Source organism: Rheinheimera sp. D18 (assembly GCF_004345025.1).
GTDB classification, from domain to species: domain Bacteria; phylum Pseudomonadota; class Gammaproteobacteria; order Enterobacterales; family Alteromonadaceae; genus Alishewanella; species Alishewanella metallidurans.
This window is the reverse complement of sequence record NZ_CP037745.1, coordinates 630,995-649,966: the sequence shown is the minus strand read 5'-3', so window position 1 is coordinate 649,966 and position 18,972 is coordinate 630,995. Positions and strand designations below refer to the sequence as shown.

Annotated in this window: 22 protein-coding genes and 1 other RNA gene; 12 read left to right on the top strand and 11 right to left on the bottom strand. The window is 43.7% G+C overall.

The annotated features are described in order from the left end of the window. Positions 1-50: 50 nt before the first annotated feature. Together grpE and hrcA are read right to left on the bottom strand one after the other, a co-directional pair. Positions 51-614, bottom strand: a complete 564-nt coding sequence (gene grpE, locus E0Z06_RS03130) for a nucleotide exchange factor GrpE (RefSeq protein ID WP_132581811.1) — start codon at positions 612-614, stop codon at positions 51-53. 30 nt (positions 615-644) lie between these two features. Beyond that, positions 645-1,676 carry a heat-inducible transcriptional repressor HrcA gene (gene hrcA, locus E0Z06_RS03125; RefSeq protein ID WP_132581809.1) on the bottom strand — a complete coding sequence of 344 codons (1,032 nt, stop codon included), beginning with the start codon at positions 1,674-1,676 and terminating at the stop codon, positions 645-647. A 127-nt stretch (positions 1,677-1,803) separates the two neighbouring features. On the opposite strand from hrcA, the gene nadK reads away from it, so the two are divergent. The 3 genes from nadK (at position 1,804) to bamE (ending at position 4,874) form a co-directional block, all read left to right on the top strand. Beyond that, the gene (gene nadK, locus E0Z06_RS03120) at positions 1,804-2,685 is read left to right on the top strand and encodes an NAD(+) kinase (protein WP_132581807.1); all 882 of its coding nucleotides are present in this window, start codon (positions 1,804-1,806) and stop codon (positions 2,683-2,685) included. Positions 2,686-2,782: 97 nt separating this feature from the next. Continuing rightward, complete coding sequence (recN, locus tag E0Z06_RS03115; RefSeq protein ID WP_132581805.1) at positions 2,783-4,456, top strand: DNA repair protein RecN; 1,674 nt, start codon at positions 2,783-2,785, stop codon at positions 4,454-4,456. 67 nt (positions 4,457-4,523) lie between these two features. Then, complete coding sequence (gene bamE / locus E0Z06_RS03110; RefSeq protein ID WP_132581803.1) at positions 4,524-4,874, top strand: outer membrane protein assembly factor BamE; 351 nt, start codon at positions 4,524-4,526, stop codon at positions 4,872-4,874. Between the two features lie 39 nt (positions 4,875-4,913). Here bamE and E0Z06_RS03105 read toward each other — a convergent pair whose 3' ends face one another. Both E0Z06_RS03105 and E0Z06_RS03100 read right to left on the bottom strand, forming a co-directional pair. Then, positions 4,914-5,261, bottom strand: a complete 348-nt coding sequence (locus E0Z06_RS03105; protein WP_132581801.1) for an RnfH family protein — start codon at positions 5,259-5,261, stop codon at positions 4,914-4,916. Then, positions 5,254-5,697, bottom strand: coding sequence for a type II toxin-antitoxin system RatA family toxin (locus E0Z06_RS03100; RefSeq protein WP_132581799.1), 444 nt, complete (start codon positions 5,695-5,697; stop codon positions 5,254-5,256). Before E0Z06_RS03100 ends, E0Z06_RS03105 begins: the two co-directional genes overlap by 8 nt. Positions 5,698-5,802: 105 nt before the next feature. On the opposite strand from E0Z06_RS03100, the gene smpB reads away from it, so the two are divergent. The 5 genes from smpB (at position 5,803) to E0Z06_RS03070 (ending at position 8,618) form a co-directional block, all read left to right on the top strand. Continuing rightward, complete coding sequence (gene smpB / locus E0Z06_RS03095) at positions 5,803-6,285, top strand: SsrA-binding protein SmpB (protein ID WP_132581797.1); 483 nt, start codon at positions 5,803-5,805, stop codon at positions 6,283-6,285. Positions 6,286-6,430: 145 nt separating this feature from the next. Then, positions 6,431-6,791: a transfer-messenger RNA gene (gene ssrA, locus E0Z06_RS03090) on the top strand. A gap of 173 nt (positions 6,792-6,964) precedes the next feature. Further along, positions 6,965-7,198: a type II toxin-antitoxin system VapB family antitoxin gene (gene vapB, locus E0Z06_RS03085; RefSeq protein WP_132581795.1), complete on the top strand. Its 234-nt coding sequence runs from the start codon at positions 6,965-6,967 to the stop codon at positions 7,196-7,198. Positions 7,199-7,200: 2 nt separating this feature from the next. Continuing rightward, positions 7,201-7,599, top strand: coding sequence for a type II toxin-antitoxin system VapC family toxin (locus E0Z06_RS03080; protein WP_347812437.1), 399 nt, complete (start codon positions 7,201-7,203; stop codon positions 7,597-7,599). Positions 7,600-8,078: 479 nt separating this feature from the next. Next, complete coding sequence (locus tag E0Z06_RS03070; RefSeq protein WP_132581791.1) at positions 8,079-8,618, top strand: DUF4468 domain-containing protein; 540 nt, start codon at positions 8,079-8,081, stop codon at positions 8,616-8,618. Positions 8,619-8,783: 165 nt separating this feature from the next. On the opposite strand, the gene E0Z06_RS03065 is transcribed toward E0Z06_RS03070, so the two are convergent. Next, a complete protein-coding gene (locus E0Z06_RS03065; RefSeq protein ID WP_132586657.1) occupies positions 8,784-9,200 on the bottom strand; it encodes an organic hydroperoxide resistance protein in 417 nt (138 codons plus the stop codon). Positions 9,201-9,362: 162 nt separating this feature from the next. On the opposite strand from E0Z06_RS03065, the gene E0Z06_RS03060 reads away from it, so the two are divergent. From E0Z06_RS03060 to E0Z06_RS03050, 3 genes are all read left to right on the top strand, one after another. Beyond that, positions 9,363-9,812 (top strand): MarR family transcriptional regulator, encoded by a 450-nt coding sequence (locus E0Z06_RS03060; protein ID WP_132581789.1) that lies wholly within the window; start codon positions 9,363-9,365, stop codon positions 9,810-9,812. Positions 9,813-10,115: 303 nt separating this feature from the next. Further along, positions 10,116-10,916: a PEP-CTERM/exosortase system-associated acyltransferase gene (locus tag E0Z06_RS03055; protein ID WP_132581788.1), complete on the top strand. Its 801-nt coding sequence runs from the start codon at positions 10,116-10,118 to the stop codon at positions 10,914-10,916. A 174-nt stretch (positions 10,917-11,090) separates the two neighbouring features. Then, positions 11,091-12,467 carry an ATP-binding protein gene (locus E0Z06_RS03050; protein WP_165907367.1) on the top strand — a complete coding sequence of 459 codons (1,377 nt, stop codon included), beginning with the start codon at positions 11,091-11,093 and terminating at the stop codon, positions 12,465-12,467. On the opposite strand, the gene E0Z06_RS03045 is transcribed toward E0Z06_RS03050, so the two are convergent. Beyond that, positions 12,451-13,704 (bottom strand): ABC transporter permease, encoded by a 1,254-nt coding sequence (locus E0Z06_RS03045; protein WP_132581784.1) that lies wholly within the window; start codon positions 13,702-13,704, stop codon positions 12,451-12,453. The genes E0Z06_RS03050 and E0Z06_RS03045 overlap by 17 nt on opposite strands. Then, positions 13,698-14,390: an ABC transporter ATP-binding protein gene (locus E0Z06_RS03040; protein WP_132581782.1), complete on the bottom strand. Its 693-nt coding sequence runs from the start codon at positions 14,388-14,390 to the stop codon at positions 13,698-13,700. The genes E0Z06_RS03045 and E0Z06_RS03040 overlap by 7 nt, the downstream gene beginning before the upstream one ends. A 70-nt stretch (positions 14,391-14,460) precedes the next feature. On the opposite strand from E0Z06_RS03040, the gene E0Z06_RS03035 reads away from it, so the two are divergent. Continuing rightward, positions 14,461-15,009 carry a DUF3299 domain-containing protein gene (locus E0Z06_RS03035; protein ID WP_132581780.1) on the top strand — a complete coding sequence of 183 codons (549 nt, stop codon included), beginning with the start codon at positions 14,461-14,463 and terminating at the stop codon, positions 15,007-15,009. Positions 15,010-15,103: 94 nt separating this feature from the next. On the opposite strand, the gene rpoH is transcribed toward E0Z06_RS03035, so the two are convergent. From rpoH to ftsY, 4 genes are all read right to left on the bottom strand, one after another. Beyond that, on the bottom strand, positions 15,104-15,955 hold the full coding sequence (rpoH, locus tag E0Z06_RS03030; RefSeq protein ID WP_132581778.1) for an RNA polymerase sigma factor RpoH: 852 nt from the start codon (positions 15,953-15,955) through the stop codon (positions 15,104-15,106). 125 nt (positions 15,956-16,080) lie between these two features. Next, the gene (ftsX, locus tag E0Z06_RS03025; protein ID WP_132581776.1) at positions 16,081-17,064 is read right to left on the bottom strand and encodes a permease-like cell division protein FtsX; all 984 of its coding nucleotides are present in this window, start codon (positions 17,062-17,064) and stop codon (positions 16,081-16,083) included. After that, a complete protein-coding gene (ftsE, locus tag E0Z06_RS03020) occupies positions 17,061-17,747 on the bottom strand; it encodes a cell division ATP-binding protein FtsE (protein ID WP_132581774.1) in 687 nt (228 codons plus the stop codon). The genes ftsX and ftsE overlap by 4 nt, the downstream gene beginning before the upstream one ends. 2 nt (positions 17,748-17,749) lie before the next feature. Next, positions 17,750-18,913: a signal recognition particle-docking protein FtsY gene (gene ftsY, locus E0Z06_RS03015; protein WP_132581772.1), complete on the bottom strand. Its 1,164-nt coding sequence runs from the start codon at positions 18,911-18,913 to the stop codon at positions 17,750-17,752. Positions 18,914-18,972 lie beyond the last annotated feature (59 nt).

The following is an 18,972-nucleotide window of genomic DNA, read 5'->3' as shown; positions in this document are numbered from 1 at the left end:
AAACCGGCAAGATGCCGGTTTTATCAAAATATTAGTGGTGACACCGCAGCCTATTCGGGAGCTTTAGAAACACCAACCATAGCCGGACGTAACAAGCGACCATTTAACTCATAGCCTTTTTGCATAACAAAGGTAACGGTATTTGGCGCCACGTCTGCCGATGGCTGAATACTCATAGCTTCGTGTAAGTCAGGGTTAAACGGCTGACCTAACGGGCTAACTTGGTTAACACCAAATTTAGCGATGGTATCTAAGAAACCTTTTAGTGTTAAATCAACACCTTCAGCTAAACCTCTTACCGCTTCGTCTTCACGGTTAATAAATTCTAACGCCCGCTCTAAATTATCGGCTACGGATAATAGCTCACCGGCAAATTTTTCTAGCGCAAATTTATGCGCCTTTTCTACGTCCATACTGGCGCGGCGACGCACGTTTTCTGATTCAGCTTTAATACGCAACATCAGATCTTGCTGCTCAGTTAACTGCGCTTTGGCATCGGCTAACTCGGCTTCAAGTTTGGCTATAACAGCCTGCTCACCTGATAACTCTACAGTGTCGGCGTGCTCGTTTGCTTGCTCAGTGGTATTTTCGTTTGGCTGTTGTTGCTCAGTCATGCATTACTACTCCCAAATTAAGTAGATGTATTATGGGGATGCTTGGCGCCGATTCAAGTTTAAATTTAACTGGCGAGCACAAGCGTCAACTAATGGAATTAAACGGGCGTAATTCATTCGCCTTGGGCCTAATAACGCAATCAAGCGTTTTGGCTGAGTTTGATAGCGCCGCACAATAACGCTAACATTACTTAGCTCAACAAAACCTGACTCTTTACCCAACAACAATTTGGGCTGGTCATCATGTGTCACGGTATCTAACAACTGCATTAAACCATCTGGCCGCTCTAGCATTTGCATAACCTGCTGCAAAGCAGAATTTTGCTGGTATTCTGGCGTCAATAATAACTGATGTTGGCCATAAACTAACGGCTGATGTTGCTGTAACTCATCTAAACTTAGTTGCCCCAGCACTTTTTGTAACAACTGCTGACACAACGCTGTTTCGCTACGCATTATAGTGCCGAGCCGCTCAATGCCATCCTGCCACTGGCCGCCACCACCTAATGCCGCATTAAGCAAACACAATACTTTACTTAATGTACTGTTATCAATTGCCATTTCACAGTGCAACACACGGTGCAAAATATCACCGTCTTCATCTATTACAACTAATAATAATCTATCGGCTGCAAGACGCACTAAATCAATTTGCCGCACAATACGACCATCGGCCTTTGGTGCACTAACAATAGCGACAAACCCAGTTAAGTTAGTTAACAGTTGCCCCGCCTGTTGGCATAGCAACGATACCGGCAACTGCGGCACTAATTTGCGCTGAAGCTCATTGTTCCAAAAGCTAGTTAAAGGTTGCAGTTGCAACATTTTGTCGATAAATAATCGAATACCGGCAGAGGTAGGAATTCGCCCTGCCGAAGTATGTGGCGAGCGAATTAAGCCCTGTTGCTCAAGTGCCATCATAGTATTTCGAACCGTAGCCGAGCTCACTGCTAGTTGAGTATTATCTGCCAATAACTTAGATGACACTGGCTGGCCGTCTAACAGATACTGCTCTACGATCAACTTTAAAATTAGCTCAGGCCTACTAAGGGTTAACGTCATTTACCGCTCTCACTGCTTTACTGAGTTTTGATATGGGGGCATCGGCTTATAATTCAAGCGACATTCACCGCTAGTCTGTTACGCTTGCTGCCGTTATACTGCGATAACGCATTGAAAGGACACCACTATGCAACACGCCTTTAACACCGTCGGCCTAATTGGCAAACCCCACCACGCGGGTGCTAACAACACCCTAATGGCACTGTATACCTTTTTACAGCAGCAAGGCTTAAAGGTGTATGTTGAAGAGCGCGTAGCAGAATCGCTAACCATTCCCAATGTCGATGTATTAGATTTAGTGGCGCTTGGCGAAAAATGTGATTTGGCAATCGTGGTCGGTGGCGACGGCAATATGCTAGGCGCAGCCAGAGTGCTCGCGCGGTTTGATGTATCCGTACTGGGTGTTAACCGAGGTAATTTAGGCTTTTTAACTGATCTCGCTCCCGAAAATTTTGAACAACCGCTAAGCGAAGTGCTGGCAGGTAACTTTGTTACCGAAAAGCGTAACCTGCTAGAAATATCAGTGCATCGCCATGGCGTAATCAAAAGCAGTAACAGCGCAGTAAACGAAGCAGTGTTGCACGCCGACAAGGTGGCACACATGATTGAATTTGAAGCCTATATTAACGACGACTTTGTTTATAGTCAGCGCTCTGACGGTTTAATTATTAGCACACCAACCGGCTCTACGGCTTATTCTTTATCTGGTGGCGGCCCTATCCTTACCCCGGATTTAGACGCGGTAACCTTAGTGCCAATGTTCCCCCATACACTAAGCAGCAGGCCATTAGTGGTATCAGGCAGCAGTGAAATTCGGCTTAAGGTTGCCAGTACCAATGATGCTCATTTACAAATAAGCTGCGACAGCCACGTTATTCTTGCCGTTATGCCCGGTGATGATATTTATATTCGCAAATACCCCACGCCACTTAGGCTAGTGCACCCGCCGGGTTACAGCTATTTTCACGTGCTACGTAACAAACTCGGTTGGGGCAGCAAACTTTATTAACTCCCCACTTGCCAGCGCGTAAATTACTGTATAAAGTTACTGTATAAATAACCACTGTTATTTTTCACAGTAACAATTTCCAGAACCGGAGCATCCTATGCTATGTCATCTGCATATCAGTAATTTTGCCATTGTCCGTGCGCTAGAAATAGATTGGGCCAGCGGTATGTCTACCATTACTGGTGAAACCGGTGCTGGTAAATCAATTGCCATTGACGCCCTATCATTATGTTTAGGTGAACGCGCCGATGCCGGTGTAGTTCGCCCAGGTGCGGACAAAGCCGACATTGTTGCCAGTTTTGATATTAGTAAACTTAGTGCTGCACAACAGTGGTTAGCCGAACAAGACCTCGCTATGGGCAATGAATGTATAGTGCGCCGTGTGGTTAGCAGTGAAGGCCGCTCACGTGGTTATATAAATGGCGTGCAAGTGCCGGCACAGCAGCTTAAAGCCTTGGGCCAGCATTTATTAAGCATTCACGGTCAGCATGCGCATCAGCAACTGCTAAAACAAGATTACCAACGTCAATTAGTTGATGCATTTGCCACTAACAGCAATGCACGTGAAGCAACCCGCAATACTTGGCGCCACTGGCAACAACTGCAGCGCGAATATAGCGAATTAGAGCAATCACAACATCAACGCGACGCACAACGCCAGCTGTTGGAATATCAAGTTGCAGAACTGGATAATTTTGCTGCCTTAGAAAGCGAATACCCAGAACTTGAAGCCGAACATAGCCGGTTAAGCCATGGCAATACATTACTAAGCCAAAGCCAACAATGTTTACAGCTACTCTACGATGATGAACAACAAAATATTTATCAGGCGTTATCCGTCGCCACCGCACAGCTTGAGCAACTCAGTAGTTTAGACCCTGCGTTAAACAATATCAGCCAAATGCTCAATGATGCCCTACTGCAAACCGAAGAAGCCAGCCGTGAACTGCGCCGCTATGCCGATAAAGTTGAGTTAGACCCTGAGCGTTTAGCTCAAATTGACGAGCGACTTGGTCAATGGTTAAACCTAGCGCGCAAACATCAAGTTGCTAACGAAGAGCTACCAATACTACACCAGCAGCTAGCAGCACAATTAGCCACGTTAACTGGCAATGATCAACGGCTACAGCAACTCAACGAAGATATTATACAAGCACAACAGCACTATATGGTGCAGGCCGAACAGCTAAGCGACTTACGTCAGCAAGCTGCCGCAACGCTAAGTGAAAAAATTAGCCGTAGCATGCACGAATTAAGTATGGCTAACGCACGTTTTAGCATAGAAATGCAAAAGTTAACGCCAGAGCAAGCCAGCGCAAACGGTATAGATGCAATAGAGTTTCAGGTTTCAACTAACCCTGGGCAACCACTGCAAGCACTACACAAGGTGGCATCAGGCGGTGAGTTATCCCGTATCAGCTTAGCCATACAAGTTATTTTGGCCGATAAAATTACTACACCAACACTTATATTCGATGAAGTAGATGTAGGCATCAGTGGCCCTGTAGCCGCCGGCGTTGGCCGTTTATTACGCCAGTTAGGTGAATCAACACAAATTATTTGTGTTACCCACTTGCCACAGGTAGCAAGTCAGGGGCATCAACAATTATTTGTCGAAAAATATACCGACGGTCAAGCTACAGAAACCCGTATGCGCCAACTCAGTGATGAAGACAGGATCAGTGAAATTGCCCGCTTACTGGCCGGTGAAAATATTAGTGCCAGTGCGCTTGCCAATGCACGCGAACTTTTATGTGCCCCCGTAGTCTGAAAGAAGATTTTTCAGCGGGCTTGTCATGAGGTATGATAAGCCCATTCAGATAAAGTAGATGTGACAAATGAAAGCAGTAATAGCAACCTTAGTATTGGTAATCGGTTTATTAAGCCTAAATGGCTGTAGTAGCTGGGTATATCGCATTGATGTACCACAGGGTAACTTTTTAGAGCAAAAAGATATCGATAAACTGCGCATTGCCATGACTAAAGAACAAGTAAAGTATGTACTAGGTACGCCAGTGGCCAGTAATGCTTTTGACAATGATACCTGGCATTATTTTTACGCATTAAAAGGCGGTAACGGCAGCCAGTTTAAGAAACAGCTTATTGTTGAGTTTAAAGACGACAAGCTAGTTGATTTAAAAGGTGATTTTGAAAAATCAGCAGACTTTAACACGCCACTCGATATTTAAAAAAACCGCAACATAAAAAGCCAGCGTTAAGCTGGTTTTTTATTCGCTAACTGGTTTAGCATCATGTACTCGGCCGCCGGTAGTTTTATCTGCTCGCCCTTCTTCTTTAGCTTTTTCAGCTCTGCGTCGACGTAAATCTTTTGGATCGGCAATTAACGCTCGGTAAATTTCTACGCGGTCACCCGCTTTTACCACATCATCTAGTTTAACCGGACGGCTCCAAATACCTACTTTTTGCCGGGTTAAATCTATATCGACAAATTGCTGCAAAATACCACTTTGTTCAATTGCTTGCTGCACTGTACATAAGCGCCCTACAGTTAAGGTAAGTAAGCTTTGTCGTTCAGGTAAGGCGTACGTTACTTCTACAGTAATTTGCTCAGTCATGCTGCACCCCGTATACCTGTTTTGCCCGTTGTGTAAATGCATTAATCATTGACGCGGTAAGCTCAGTAAATATTTTACCAAAGGCGAATTGAATTAATCTGTTAGAAAACTCAAACTCTAGTTTCAGTATCACCTTACACGCCGTCGCGCTTAATGGCTGAAACTCCCAACCACCCTGTAATTGTTTAAACGGGCCATCAACTAATTGCATAGCAATGCGCTGTGCGGGATACAACGTATTACGCGTAGTAAAAGTATGACCAATACCGGCCTTGGAAACAGTAAGCGCCGCCACCATCTCTGTATCAGACCGACTAACAATACGGGCAGAGGTACAGCCAGGCAGAAACTGCGGATAGTCAGGTACAGCATTGACTAAATCAAACATCTGCTGTGCACTATAAAAAACCAGCGCACTGCGCTCAATTTGTGGCATACTCACTCCCCTATAAACTCGCCGCCGATTGTAACAGATTGACGCGCTGCAACAAGGCTTGAGCCATCGCCGACACCCAAAATAGAGCTGCGAAAATAACAAATTATGAGCACTAAAAAAACCAGTAAAAATAAAAATGGTACTATCGCGCAAAACAGAAAAGCGCGACACGAGTACTTTTTAGAAGACCGCTATGAAGCCGGTATGGTCTTGCAAGGATGGGAATTAAAAAGCATTCGTGAAGGTAAAGTTAACCTATCCGATTCCTACGTTATTTTACATCAGGGCGAAGCCTACTTATTAGGTGCGCAAATTCAGCCACTAAATAGTGCTTCAAGCCACGTTGTTTGCGACCCTGAACGTAACCGTAAACTGTTACTGCACAAACGCGAACTCGATAAACTGATTGGTTTAAAAGATCGTGAGGGTTTTACGCTAATTGCCACCGCGATGTACTGGAAAGCGTGCTGGGTGAAACTAGAGTTTCATTTAGCGAAAGGTAAGAAAACGTTTGATAAACGTGACGATATAAAAGATCGAGATTGGTCACGTGAAAAAGAACGTATGATGAAACATTCAAAACGTTAATACAGCCCTTGAAACTTTTATTGGTTAACCCCATCTAAGGTTTGAGGTAGAAAAACGGTAAAGGTACATTAGCTACTTGTGTAACATCTAGCAGCTGCGTACAATAGCCAAACACTGATGTAGTAAGTGTAACACCACAGAATTCGGGGCTGATTCTGGATTCGACGGGATTCACGAACTCTTAGGTGCATGCCGAGGTGCGGTAGGCCTCGTAAAAAAACCGCAAAAAACTAGTCGCAAACGACGAAACATACGCAATCGCTGCTTAATAGGCAGTAGATAGCTCTTCCCCTCACGCATGCCTGTAAGCTGAGACTCTGGAAGATCACCCCTAACAGGATCGCGTCGCGTCTTCGCCTGGAGACAAAACGTTAAAACCAATCAGGCTCGCCCGACGATAGCCTGCCATTCGGCGCTCAGAGGGTTAACTAAATGAATGTGCTAAGCATGTAGTACCGACGATCTAGGTTTTTCGGACGCGGGTTCAACTCCCGCCAGCTCCACCAAATGACAAAGGCCAGCAGAAATGCTGGCCTTTTTCTTTGTTCTTTTTTAAACGCCAATTATCCAGCAGTTAGCCTGCTCTAATGCTAAATTAGTTTAACAAAACAAAAGTAGATACTTTGAGTATCTACCAATCAAGGTATATACTTCTACTATCTAGTTAGTGGAGGTAATTATGAGTACAGGTACAGTGTTTAAAAACAATAATACTCAAGCAGTTCGCTTGCCAATTGACGCCCGCTTTCCTGATGATGTTAAAAAGGTCGCGGTTCGTATAGTCGGTAAAGACCGCATATTAACCCCTGTGACTAACAGCTGGGATTCGTTTTTCTTGCAAGGTACAACTGTTACTGATGACTTTATGACTGAACGGGCATCGCAAGAACAGCAAGAACGGGAAGCCTTTTAATGCTGAAATACATGCTTGATACCAATATATGCATTTACGTGATAAAACGCCGCCCAATTGAAGTACTAGAAACTTTTAACAAGTACGCAGGGTTAATGTGCATTAGCTCAATAACATACGCAGAGCTTTGTCATGGTGTAGAAAAAAGTACTAAGCCTGAACAAAACCGGCAAGCAGTAGAAGATTTTGTTTCTAGATTAACTATTTTACAATATGGTGAAAAAGCAGCACAGCACTATGGTGAAGTCAGAGCTGAGCTAGAAAAAGCAGGCACTCCGATTGGTGTTAACGACTTGCATATTAGTGCGCACGCTAGAAGCGAAAGTTTGACTTTAGTTACAAATAACATGAAAGAGTTTGAACGTGTACAAGGTCTACGATTAGAAAATTGGATAAGTTAAATAGAACTCGCTGCTCATTCCACTTCCCGCTAAATGAGCCAACAGATGTTAAAAGTACTTCATCGTACAAAATATTAACACTTAAGTTAGAAGCGCAGATTGTGCCTTCCCCGCACCTCGTAGCGCAAAAAAAATGATACGTGAACGCTTCTAGACACCTGCATTAAAACAAGCACAAGTTAAATATCGCCGCCCCTATAAATGCCGCCATACCTACGCATCGACCATGCTAACCGCGGGGAAAGATCCAACATGGTTAGCCAAACAAATGGGGCATAAAGACTGGGGTATGATTCGATTGATTTACGGGCGCTGGATAGATTAAAAATAATTTAAACAAATTACCTTTAGCCAAGTATTTCAATCTCTTTTTATACTAAGTTGATATTATCTAATATTTAAGGGCTTGATGCTTGAACTTACTAACTAATTATTCCAAGATATGTAATTAAAATTGTTAAAAAAAGGATTTATAAATTATGCAAAACTTCTTAAAATTTTCAATTGTTTTCCTTTGTGCTTTTATTTTGTCAGCTTGTGCTGCAACTTCACAACCACCTATTCCTAGTGGACAAAGAATCAATTTGGAAAAAAATTCTGATGGCTTTCAATATAGTGAGATTGTTAATCAGACTGGTACAGCAAAGGAATTGTATGACAGTGCCTTAGTTTGGGTCACTCGAAATTATGTCTCTGCAAATGATGTGATTCAACTAAACGATAGGGAGAACAATCAGTTAATTGTAAAGGGCTCTTTCACAGGAAGCTATATAACTAGTAAAATTTGGATACCACACACACTTGAGATACGTACAAAAGATGGGAGATATCAGATTCGATATAATAATTTTCGTTACACTAATACTCCAATTGATAATGGAATTAGTTTTCTAGATGCGTTTAATAACTCTGGCATTAGCGAAAAATCAATCGTTTCTCAAGCAGAAGACTCGATCTCTCGCTCTTTAATTGATCTTAAGTCATATATGGCAAGTGCAAAAGAAGAAGCTAACTGGTAAATTTTGAAAGGATTGCCAAAATACTCTATAAGGGATATAAACATGGCAATGCCATTTTCACTATAAGTATCTAATATGTTTGATTTTATACATAATTCAACTCCCGCCAGCTCCACCAAATGACAAAGGCCAGCAGAAATGCTGGCCTTTTTCTTTATCTGTCATTTAAACACTAACGTGCAAACGCACTTCAATGTTGCCGCGAGTGGCATTTGAATATGGGCATACTTGGTGCGCTTGGTTCACTAAATCTTCAGCGGCGCCGTTATCCATTCCTGGCAAGCTAACAAATAAATCAACATCTAGGCCAAAACCGCCTTCAATTTTACCAATACCAACTTCAGCACGTAGGCTTAAATCATTAGGCAATGACAGCTTAGTCTGAGTTGCGACAAACTTCATTGCGCCAATAAAGCAGGCTGAATAACCCGCGGCGAACAATTGTTCTGGGTTAGTTGCGCCACCGTTACCACCAAGTTCTTTTGGTGGGGCAAGTTTTACATCAAGTAAACCATCGTTCGATTTTGCACTGCCATCACGACCACCGGTTGATGTCACTACAGCTTTATATAAAATATCCATTATAACCTCGTAAATACGTTTAGTTGCCATTTGCTAACCTGGTTATACTAGCAACAAATAATCTTGCGCGCAAGATTATTTTGCGAAAGGTATATTCCGTAGTTATATTCGCGACATCGGGTATTTTTGCTACACTAGCGTAAATTTTCTGGATAATTGCCAATGACTAAAACCGTGCCTTTAGAGCAACAAATCTGCTTTGCGTTATATAGCGCGTCTAATGCCGTTATCAGGCTATATCGGCCATTATTGCAGCCCTTCGATCTTACCTACCCGCAGTATGTGGTGATGCTGGCTTTATGGCAGCAAGACAACATCAGTTTAGGTGATTTAGGTAGCCAAACCCTGTTTGACTCTGGAACCTTAACGCCGTTAGTTAAAAAGCTAGAGCAAAAAGGTTGGTTAAAGCGCGAGAGTGCCACGCACGATGAACGAGTAAAGCAAGTCGTGCTAACCGACGCTGGCAGAGCATTAGAGCAGCACATTGCCGGGGTGATGCCAGCATTACGTTGTCAAATTTCGCTGGATGACGACCGCTTAGTCATGCTACGCACCTTGGCGCGTCAAGTGCAATTAACAATTCAGAACCTTGAACAAGGCCGACGTAAATAGCTTAAGGTTAAAAATTAGTGTTTTCGTGAATTTAAACTGAATAAAACACACTAATTATCATTAAAAGGTTAATTTTTTAACTTTGTTAAAATCAAAGCTTTAGTAAAAAACTGCTGTTTTTTACACATTATTTCTTCTGCAGGGTTTGACCTGCGTCATTTTCAGCAGCATAGTGCTTTTCGCCCAAAATTCACTTGTGAATACTAGGCAGCCTACCCAAGGATTGGTTTTGTCAGGTTTAACTTAGATCTTAAAAAATAATAACGTGCAATTAAACCATAGCGCGTATCTTTGGGGCAAAAAATGAGCTTAGGGTTTGCAGCCAATAATGCTGCGGTGCTAACAGAGCAAGAACAGGCTGTTGATGTAAATAAGCCGTGGCACCATTTTCTACACTACTTTCAGGCAACGCAAGCGAACTCAGCGCAGCAAAAAAAGCGCGTTTATCGCTTACGCCACAAAGTGTACTGTGAAGAGTTACAGTTTGAGCCAACCCGAGTTGGCCGGCTAGAGCAAGACAATTTTGATCAGAGATCGGTACACATTGCGGTAAATCATTTAGCAAGTAACACTATTGCCGGTACGGTACGTATCGTTACTAGCAGCGACAACCACGAATTATTGCCAATAGAGCAGCATTTTGACAATGAATGGATTGATACCTCATTTGCGCCGCAAAACTTTGACCGTCAACATATTTGTGAGATTTCTCGGCTTGCGGTGCCAGCAGAAATTCGTTGCGCAACATCGTTAACGCCAAACGCGCTAAGTGCTGAGCGTAGCTGCAGTAAATTAGTGGCTATTTCATTATATTTAATTGCCCAAATAACGTGTTTACGCGCAGGTCGTGTGCATGCTTACGTTATGATAGAGCCCGCACTGGCCAGAGCACTGCGTCGCGTTGGTATTCACTTTATACAAATAGGCAAACCCATCGCTTTTAATGGTATTCGAGCGCCCTACTATTTAGATGCGCGTACTATTTCATCTACGTTAAATGCGGATTATCTGCAATTGCATACTATGCTAGAAGCTCAGCTATCTGACACCTTATCTAATGCAAGGCCGCAACTGGCGCTGTGCTATAGCGCATCACAAGTGTGAATAGCTGGTCGCGGTTTGCACGCTAGGCAGTTTGTGTAAAACGCTATGTTACCAAGACAATGAAAATACTCAGAAAAGTTTCGTATTCACCTAATGTAAATGCTATACCTTGTTGGTATACAAACAATGGGTTCTCTCTGTAAAATACGATTATGCGGAGTATTAATTGTCGTTATGCTAACTAATTTACACGATATTTTATTTAACATTAGCCGTAACCCGGATGTCGATAAAGGCGATTTAACGGCAAGTAGCCGCTTGCTGTTAAGTAGTATTGCGCAAGGGCTAGAAATTGATCGTGCGAGCGTTTGGTTGTTATCAGACGATCGGATGCAAATGCGCTGTATTTACTTGCTTGATTGCGCCGAACACCATCCTGAACCTAATATGGCGTTAGCACGCGCTGATTTCCCACGTTACTTTGCGGCTTTAGATGGCGAACGAAATATCGTGGCGAGTGATGCACACCAGCATCCACAAACCAGCGAGTTTTCGGCTTGTTACCTTACGCCGTTACAGATTTGTTCAATGCTAGATACTCCAATACATCATCATGGTGCTATGGTTGGCATTATTTGCCTTGAACATCGCCAAGCGAAATTATGGAATAACGATGAAATTACCTTCGCCAGTTTTCTCGCGGATATTTATGGCCGCGCGCTTAGTGCATCGGAGCGCGTTCGCTACCAAAACGAATTAGAGCAACTAAATAGCGGGCTAGAGCAAATAGTTAGCCAACGTACTCAGCAGTTAACTCAGTCTTTAGAGCAACTACAGCAGACTCAACATCGTTTAATTGAAGTAGAAAAAATGGCCAGTTTGGGCCGTTTAGTGGCGGGTATTGCTCACGAAATTAATACGCCATTAGGTATTGCCGTAACCGCTAATAGCCACGCGGAAGCTACCTTGCTAGAGTTAGAACAATTGTTTCACGCCAACCAACTTACGCGCCAGCGTTTTGCCCATAACGGTAATGCCATTAAAAACTGCATAGCAATGGTAAATGCCAACCTGCAGCGCAGCGTCGATTTAGTTAATAGCTTTAAACAAACGGCTGCTGCAAGTTCAGAGCAGAAAAAAGCAGAAAACTTACAGTTAAATCGATTTATTCCCGACGTATTATCTAGCATCGAATCGATACTAAAACAGCACCATGTTGAAGTGCAAATACATATTCCAGAGCGTATGCAAGTGCAAAGCTTTGCCAGCCCTCTGGCGCTCATTTTAACGCGCCTAATTGAAAACGCCTGCGTTCATGCTTTTAATACCGAACAAAAACGGCAAGTTATTATTCGTACTAGCCAGAATAAACACAGTTGGCAGCTTGAGGTTAGAGATAATGGTCGAGGTATGGATAAGCACGAACTCGCCAGAGCCTTTGAGCCCTTTTTTACCACGCGACGCAGCGCGGGCGCAAAAGGCCTAGGTTTAACCTTAGTGTTCAACCTAGTTTCACACTTGTTACAAGGTGAAATTAGCCTGCATAACGCAGATACAGGCTGTGTTGTTACGCTAAACTGCCCATTGCAGTTAACTACAAACGAACCGTAAGGCCGTCGGCTAAGGTATTTCGATAGGCTAACATGCCAGGAATAGTGGCTAACACACTAGATAATGCCAGAATACCGACCGCCCAATACAACGTAGCTTGGTTAAGAATGTTTAAGCTAATAAATAAGCCAAAATCAGCCGCTAATTTGTCTTGTAACAACACCAAACTCATAAATAGTAATACACATGCCGATAGCATCGACGCTAGGGTTACTAATAATACTTCAAGCTGAATTAGCACAAACAAATACCAAGGATGCGCACCTGCAGCACGTAAAATGGCCATTTCACGCTGCCGTTCTTTCATTGAAGCCAGTAGTGTTGTAATCATACCAACCAGAGCCGCCAGCAAAACTAATAAGCTAATCAACAATAGTAGGCCCTCAACCATACCTAACATTTGCCACAGTTCAGCTAACGCAACGCCGGGTAAAATTGCGGTTAAGGGTTCGGTTTTAAATTCATTAATTTGTCGCTGCACGGTAAAGGTTGCCATTCGTGACGTTAATCCCAGCATAAAAGCGGTAATTGCTTTAGGGGTTAAGTCGTGTGCTAACGCTTGCTCGCGGGTTACCTGCGTTGGCTTGGGTGCGCCTTGTTGCAAATCTAAATGTATTGCCTCAATAGCTTCAAGATTAACATGCACCGTTTGATCAACCGGAGTGCCGGTGCGCGCCAAGATACCAACGACAGTAAAGGGCTTATTTTTATGCTGGCTAAAACTTACCGCACCAACGCCATGTGACAACTCTATTTGTTGCCCCAATTTATAGCCTAGCTTTTGCGCTACTTCGGCGCCTAATACCGTATCGAAAACACTTGCGAATGGCTGGCCCTGACGCAACACTAATGGCTGATTATTCGCATAACGATAATAGGTAAAATAATCACTATTAGTGCCCATTACTCGATAGCCTCGATGCGAGTCGCCCAACGAAATAGGAATACTCCAGGCAATTTGCGGATGTTTAATAATGCGCTGATAGCTGGGCCAGCTAATATTCGCGGTGGCATTACCAATGCGAAATACCGAGTACAGTAATAAATTAAGTTGGCCAGAGCGCGCACCAACAATCAGGTCGGTACCTGACACTGTGCTGGTAAAGCTGGTTTTTGCTTCAATGCGTAAATGATTAATACCAATTAGCAATGCAATACTAATAGTTAACGATAACCAGGTCATTAGCACAGTGCCACGACGGTTCCATAAACTTAACCTTGCTAGCTTCATTAACATGGTTGCACCCCAAGCGCCAAATTCTGCATCGTTAATTGGTAAGCAAAGTACTGAGCTAAGCTTTGATCATGGCTAACAAATATCACCGTGCAGCCATTGCTATCCGCTTCTGCTAGCATTACCTTCATAAACGCATCACGGTTGTCGCTATCCAACGCCGATGTAGGTTCATCGGCAATTAATAAAGTAGGCTTTGGTAGCAACGCCCGAGCAATAGCCACACGTTGCTGTTGGCCAACGCTAATAGCTGCGGCTTTTTGATGCCATATCGTTGACTCTAAGCCAAGCCGCTGCAGTAGTACTTTTGCCCGCACCGTGGCATCAGCTTTATTCTGGCCGGCAAAATGACTGCTTAATAAGGTGTTGTCCAGTACCGATAAATAGGGGATCAGGTTTAGTTGCTGAAATACTACACCAATATGCTTTGCTCTTAAGCTATCTCGCGCACTGCTTGACAACCTATGCAAGGCTTGGCCACTGACATAAAGTTCGCCGCTAACAGGTTTTGTAATACCACAAAGTAAGTTTAATAATGTGGTTTTACCACTACCAGACGCACCACGAACAAATAAGTGCTGGCCTACACGCAAGCTAAGCTCTGGTACGTTAAGTTGCCAGCCGTTAGCAAGGTAATAAAATTGTAATTGTTTGAGTTCAATCGCGGGAATTTTCGGCTTGTCGGTCACAGGCGCCCTTAGTGTCATGTTATGATGTTGGCGTTTTTACCATTATGCCAACTTAGAGGGGCGAGCTCCAATGCTACGAACGTTATCTATTGCGTTATATTTGACACTGGTCGCATGTCTGCTTTGTGTCACGGCCAGCGCTAATGATGTTACCACGCTTGAGTGGACAGATTTAATGCCTGAAGAAGACTTAAAAGCATTACAACAATTACCAGAAGTAGAACACGATTATACTAAGCCATCGCCGTTTGATGAGAACTATCAAGGCGATGACCCTGCAGCAAAACAGTGGCAGCAAATACTTAGCTCGGCCAAGGTTGTAGAAAAATATAACAACACTAAGGTACGGATCCCGGGCTTTGTGGTGCCGCTAGAGTTCGATAACGCGCAAAACGTTACCAGCTTCTTTTTAGTGCCCTATTTCGGTGCTTGTATTCACGTGCCGCCGCCGCCGCCAAACCAAATGATTTTTGTCAGCGGAGCAAAAAAATTAAATGCCGACATGATTTATTCGCCGTTTTGGATCACCGGTACGCTAACAACGGAAGTGATGTCGCATGATTTAGGCCAAGCAGCCTATAGCTTAAAAGTTGATAGCATAGAAGAGTATTCGTACTAGCACAGAGAACATGTTCTTACTTACGCCAGTAGAAATAAAAATGCCGGTCAGCTTAACTGACCGGCATTAACCAAACCGAAAATTGTTTGCGTTACTAACTCAGTACAGCCTGTAATTTTTTCATCGCATTTTTTTCTAACTGACGCACGCGTTCCGCAGAAACACTATAACGGTCAGCCAACTCTTGCAGGGTTAACTTGTTATTGTCTAACCAACGCGCTCGCACAATATCCTGACTACGCTCATCAAGCGTGCGCATTGCGGCTTGCAGACGGTCAACTGCTGCGGTATCCCACTGGTCTTCTTCAATACGGTTTGCTAAGTCTGATGCTTTATCTTCCAAATAATACACTGGCGCAGTGTAAGCCGCTTCTTCGTTTTCATCTGGAGCATCAAACGGCATGTCGTAGTTGCTCATACGTGCTTCCATCTCACGCACTTCATGCTCCGCAACACCTAACGACTCAGCAACGTTTTTCACTTCTTCTTGATTAAACCAGCCTAAATGCTTTTTCGCTTTACGCAGGTTAAAAAACAATTTGCGTTGCGCTTTAGTGGTCGCAATTTTAACTATGCGCCAGTTTTTCAGCACGTACTCATGGATCTCGGCTTTTATCCAGTGCACAGCAAATGATACTAAGCGCACGCCAACATTTGGATCAAAGCGTTTTACCGCTTTCATCAGACCAATATTACCTTCTTGAATTAAATCACTTACCGGTAAACCATAACCTGAATAGCTGCGAGCAATATGCACTACAAAGCGCAAGTGCGACATAATTAGCTGACGTGCAGCTTCTAAATCACCGTTTTGGTGTAAGCGTTCAGCCAAGCTGCGCTCTGCATCTGCAGTTAACATGGCAATGGAACTGACAGCATGAGTGTACGCTTCCAAGCTGCTGCTGGTTGCTACGGGTAAGGAGATCATTTCTGCTGTATCGCTCATTTTTGCGTCCTGTCCTAAACTAATTGCATCGATATTAGCACTCTTTGACATAGAGTGCTAATTTAAGTTTCATCAAACTTTAGAACTGCTTAATCTAAAAAATAGAATGTAATAATGAAATGCTATTAAGGGCCGGTAGGTTCAATAGCGCTTATATGACGGCGCACCGATAAATAAGAGCCACTTAGGCCAAGCAGTATTGCAAGTAACATCAGACTTAAAAATTCAGCCATACTCAGCGCCATTAAGTGAAATTCACTTTCATATAACGACGTAACACTAACAATAGCACCTTGCAGCCACCACAACATGGTTTCGACGATTAAAAAAGCTAATAAACCGCCAAATACGCCATACCATATGCCGCTATACAAGAATGGCCGCTGAATAAAGGCGTCGGTTGCGCCAACCAGCTTCATTACTTCAATTTCGTCTTTTTTACTCATAATAGACAGACGGATGGTATTACCTATAATCAGCAATACTGCACCGAGCAATAACACCGCAATAATAAGTACAGCTTGGCGCAATAGGCTAACAATAGCATCAAGCCGAGTTAGCCAATCAATGTCCAGCTTGCCAAATTCGACAATACGTTCTTTAGACAATCGCGCCATCAACTGCCGAGCACTATCGGCACTGGTGTTTTTTGGTAGTATTAGCAGCACATCAGGCAGCGGGTTATCGGTTAGGTAATTTAACGCCGAGCCAAAACCGCTTACTTGAGCAAATTCAGCTAAGGCCTGTTGTTTACTAATGTGTGTAACCCGAGCAATATCTTGATCTGCCTGCAGGATTTTATGCAGGCTACTGATTTGTGTGTCGCTAACCCCCTCTCGAATAAATAAACTTATTTCAGCCGCTTGAGTAAAGCTGTCACTGACCTGTTGTACGTTTTTAACCAGCAGATGCAGTGTTGCCGGTAAAGTAAGGCTAACGCCAAGTACACCAATGGTAAGAATAGACGCCGAGGGCGTACGCCACAGCTCACCAAGGCTAAATAATGCTTGGCGCACATGGTTAACCCAAAACATGAAAAAACGCCGACCAACACCGACTTTGCGGGTTGTTGCGCCACTACTTACTCGACCCGAAAATAAAATACTCATAGTGGGTCCTCTTGATATTGCAGCAAGCCGTCATTAATCATCTTGCCTTGTTTCAAGGTTAGCGTGCGATATTTCATACGCGCGACTAAACCTAAGTCGTGCGTAGCAACCAACACTGACACTCCAACCTGATTAAAGGCTTCAAATACCCGCATAATGTCTTTTGATAAGTCAGGGTCAAGGTTACCGGTAGGTTCGTCAGCTAGTAATAGTGGTGGTTTATTCACCACGGCACGGGCAATACCTACGCGCTGCTGTTCACCGCCAGATAACGTTTGCGGCAAACAACGCACTTTATCTAGCAAGCCGACTTTATCTAGCGCAGCATGTACCCGCTTTACCATGTCTTTACCACTAAAGCCCTCTATCACTAATGGCAGAGCAACATTATCAAATACGGTATGGTTCATCAGTAAGCGATGGTTTTGAAAAATAATACCGATATCACGACGCACGTATGGAATAAGTGGCCGGCGAATCCGGCTTAAATCAACATCGTTAATTAGCACGCGGCCAACACTCGGACGTTCAATCAAGCTAATAAGTTTTAATAGCGTACTTTTGCCAGCGCCTGAATGCCCAGTCAAAAATGCCATTTCACCTTTTTCTAGTTTAAAGCTCACCCGGTCTAACGCAACAAAACCGCCGGCGTAACTTTTACTAACTTGATCAAACTCCAGCATGGTTATACTTCCCGGTTGAATAAGGCGCGAATAAAGTCTTGGCTATTAAATACCCGCAAGTCGTCAATGCCCTCACCTACACCGATATAACGCAGTGGCACTTTAAACTGATCAGCAATGGCAAAAATTACTCCACCTTTGGCCGTACCGTCTAATTTAGTTAAGCTGATACCGGTTAACGGTATGGCTTCATTAAATACCTTAGCTTGGTTCAGTGCGTTCTGTCCGGTTCCCGCATCTAGCGTCAGCATTACCTCATGTGGCGCAGCTACGTCTATTTTTTGCAGTACTCGGACAATTTTCTTTAACTCTTCCATTAAATGCGCTTTATTCTGCAACCGACCGGCGGTGTCGGCAATAAGCACATCTACTTTACGTGCTTTTGCTGCCTGATACGCATCAAAAATGACTGATGCGCTATCGGCGCCGGTATGCTGAGCGATAACAGGTATATGGTTACGTTCACCCCACACCTGTAACTGCTCGACCGCAGCAGCACGAAAGGTATCACCGGCAGCTAACATCACACTTTTACCCTGTTGCCTAAACTGCTGCGCCATCTTGCCAATGGTGGTGGTTTTACCGACACCATTAACTCCAACCATTAAAATAACAAACGGCCCAGTTTCATTGACTGGCTGCAGTGGTTTTTCCACATCATGTAACAAAGCTGCCATATCTGATTGCAGCTTATCAAATAACAGAGTCGAGTCTTTTAGTGCTTTACGGCTAGCATGCTGCTCAAGTTGACTAATCAGCTTTTGCGTGGTGTCTACACCTACATCAGCCATTAACAGCTGGGTTTCTAGCTCTTCGTATAGCTCTTCGTCGATCTTACGCCCGCTAAATAAATCAGCTAAGCCTGAACCTAAATTTTGGCTGGTTTTAGATAAACCCTGTTTAAGTCGGGCAAAAAAGCCTACTTTTTTTGTTGGCTCAACTATAATGCTAGGCTCTGTCGCCACGTCAGGTTCAGTAACTTTTTCGCTAATAACAGGCTGACCAACTATGGCTTTAACCAGCGTGGTTTCAGGCAATATGGGTTCAGCCGGCTCAGTGCTATGCACCGCCGTGTCTGATGGTTCAGTGTGTGACGTAGTGGTTTCTGCTTGACGGTCTTCTTTACCAAACCCCAGCCAAGAGAAGAGTTTATTTTTTTTGCTCATAAGCGTAAGTGTATGCAGTTAAAAACTAAGGTAAACTTGACAGATATACTAACACCTTT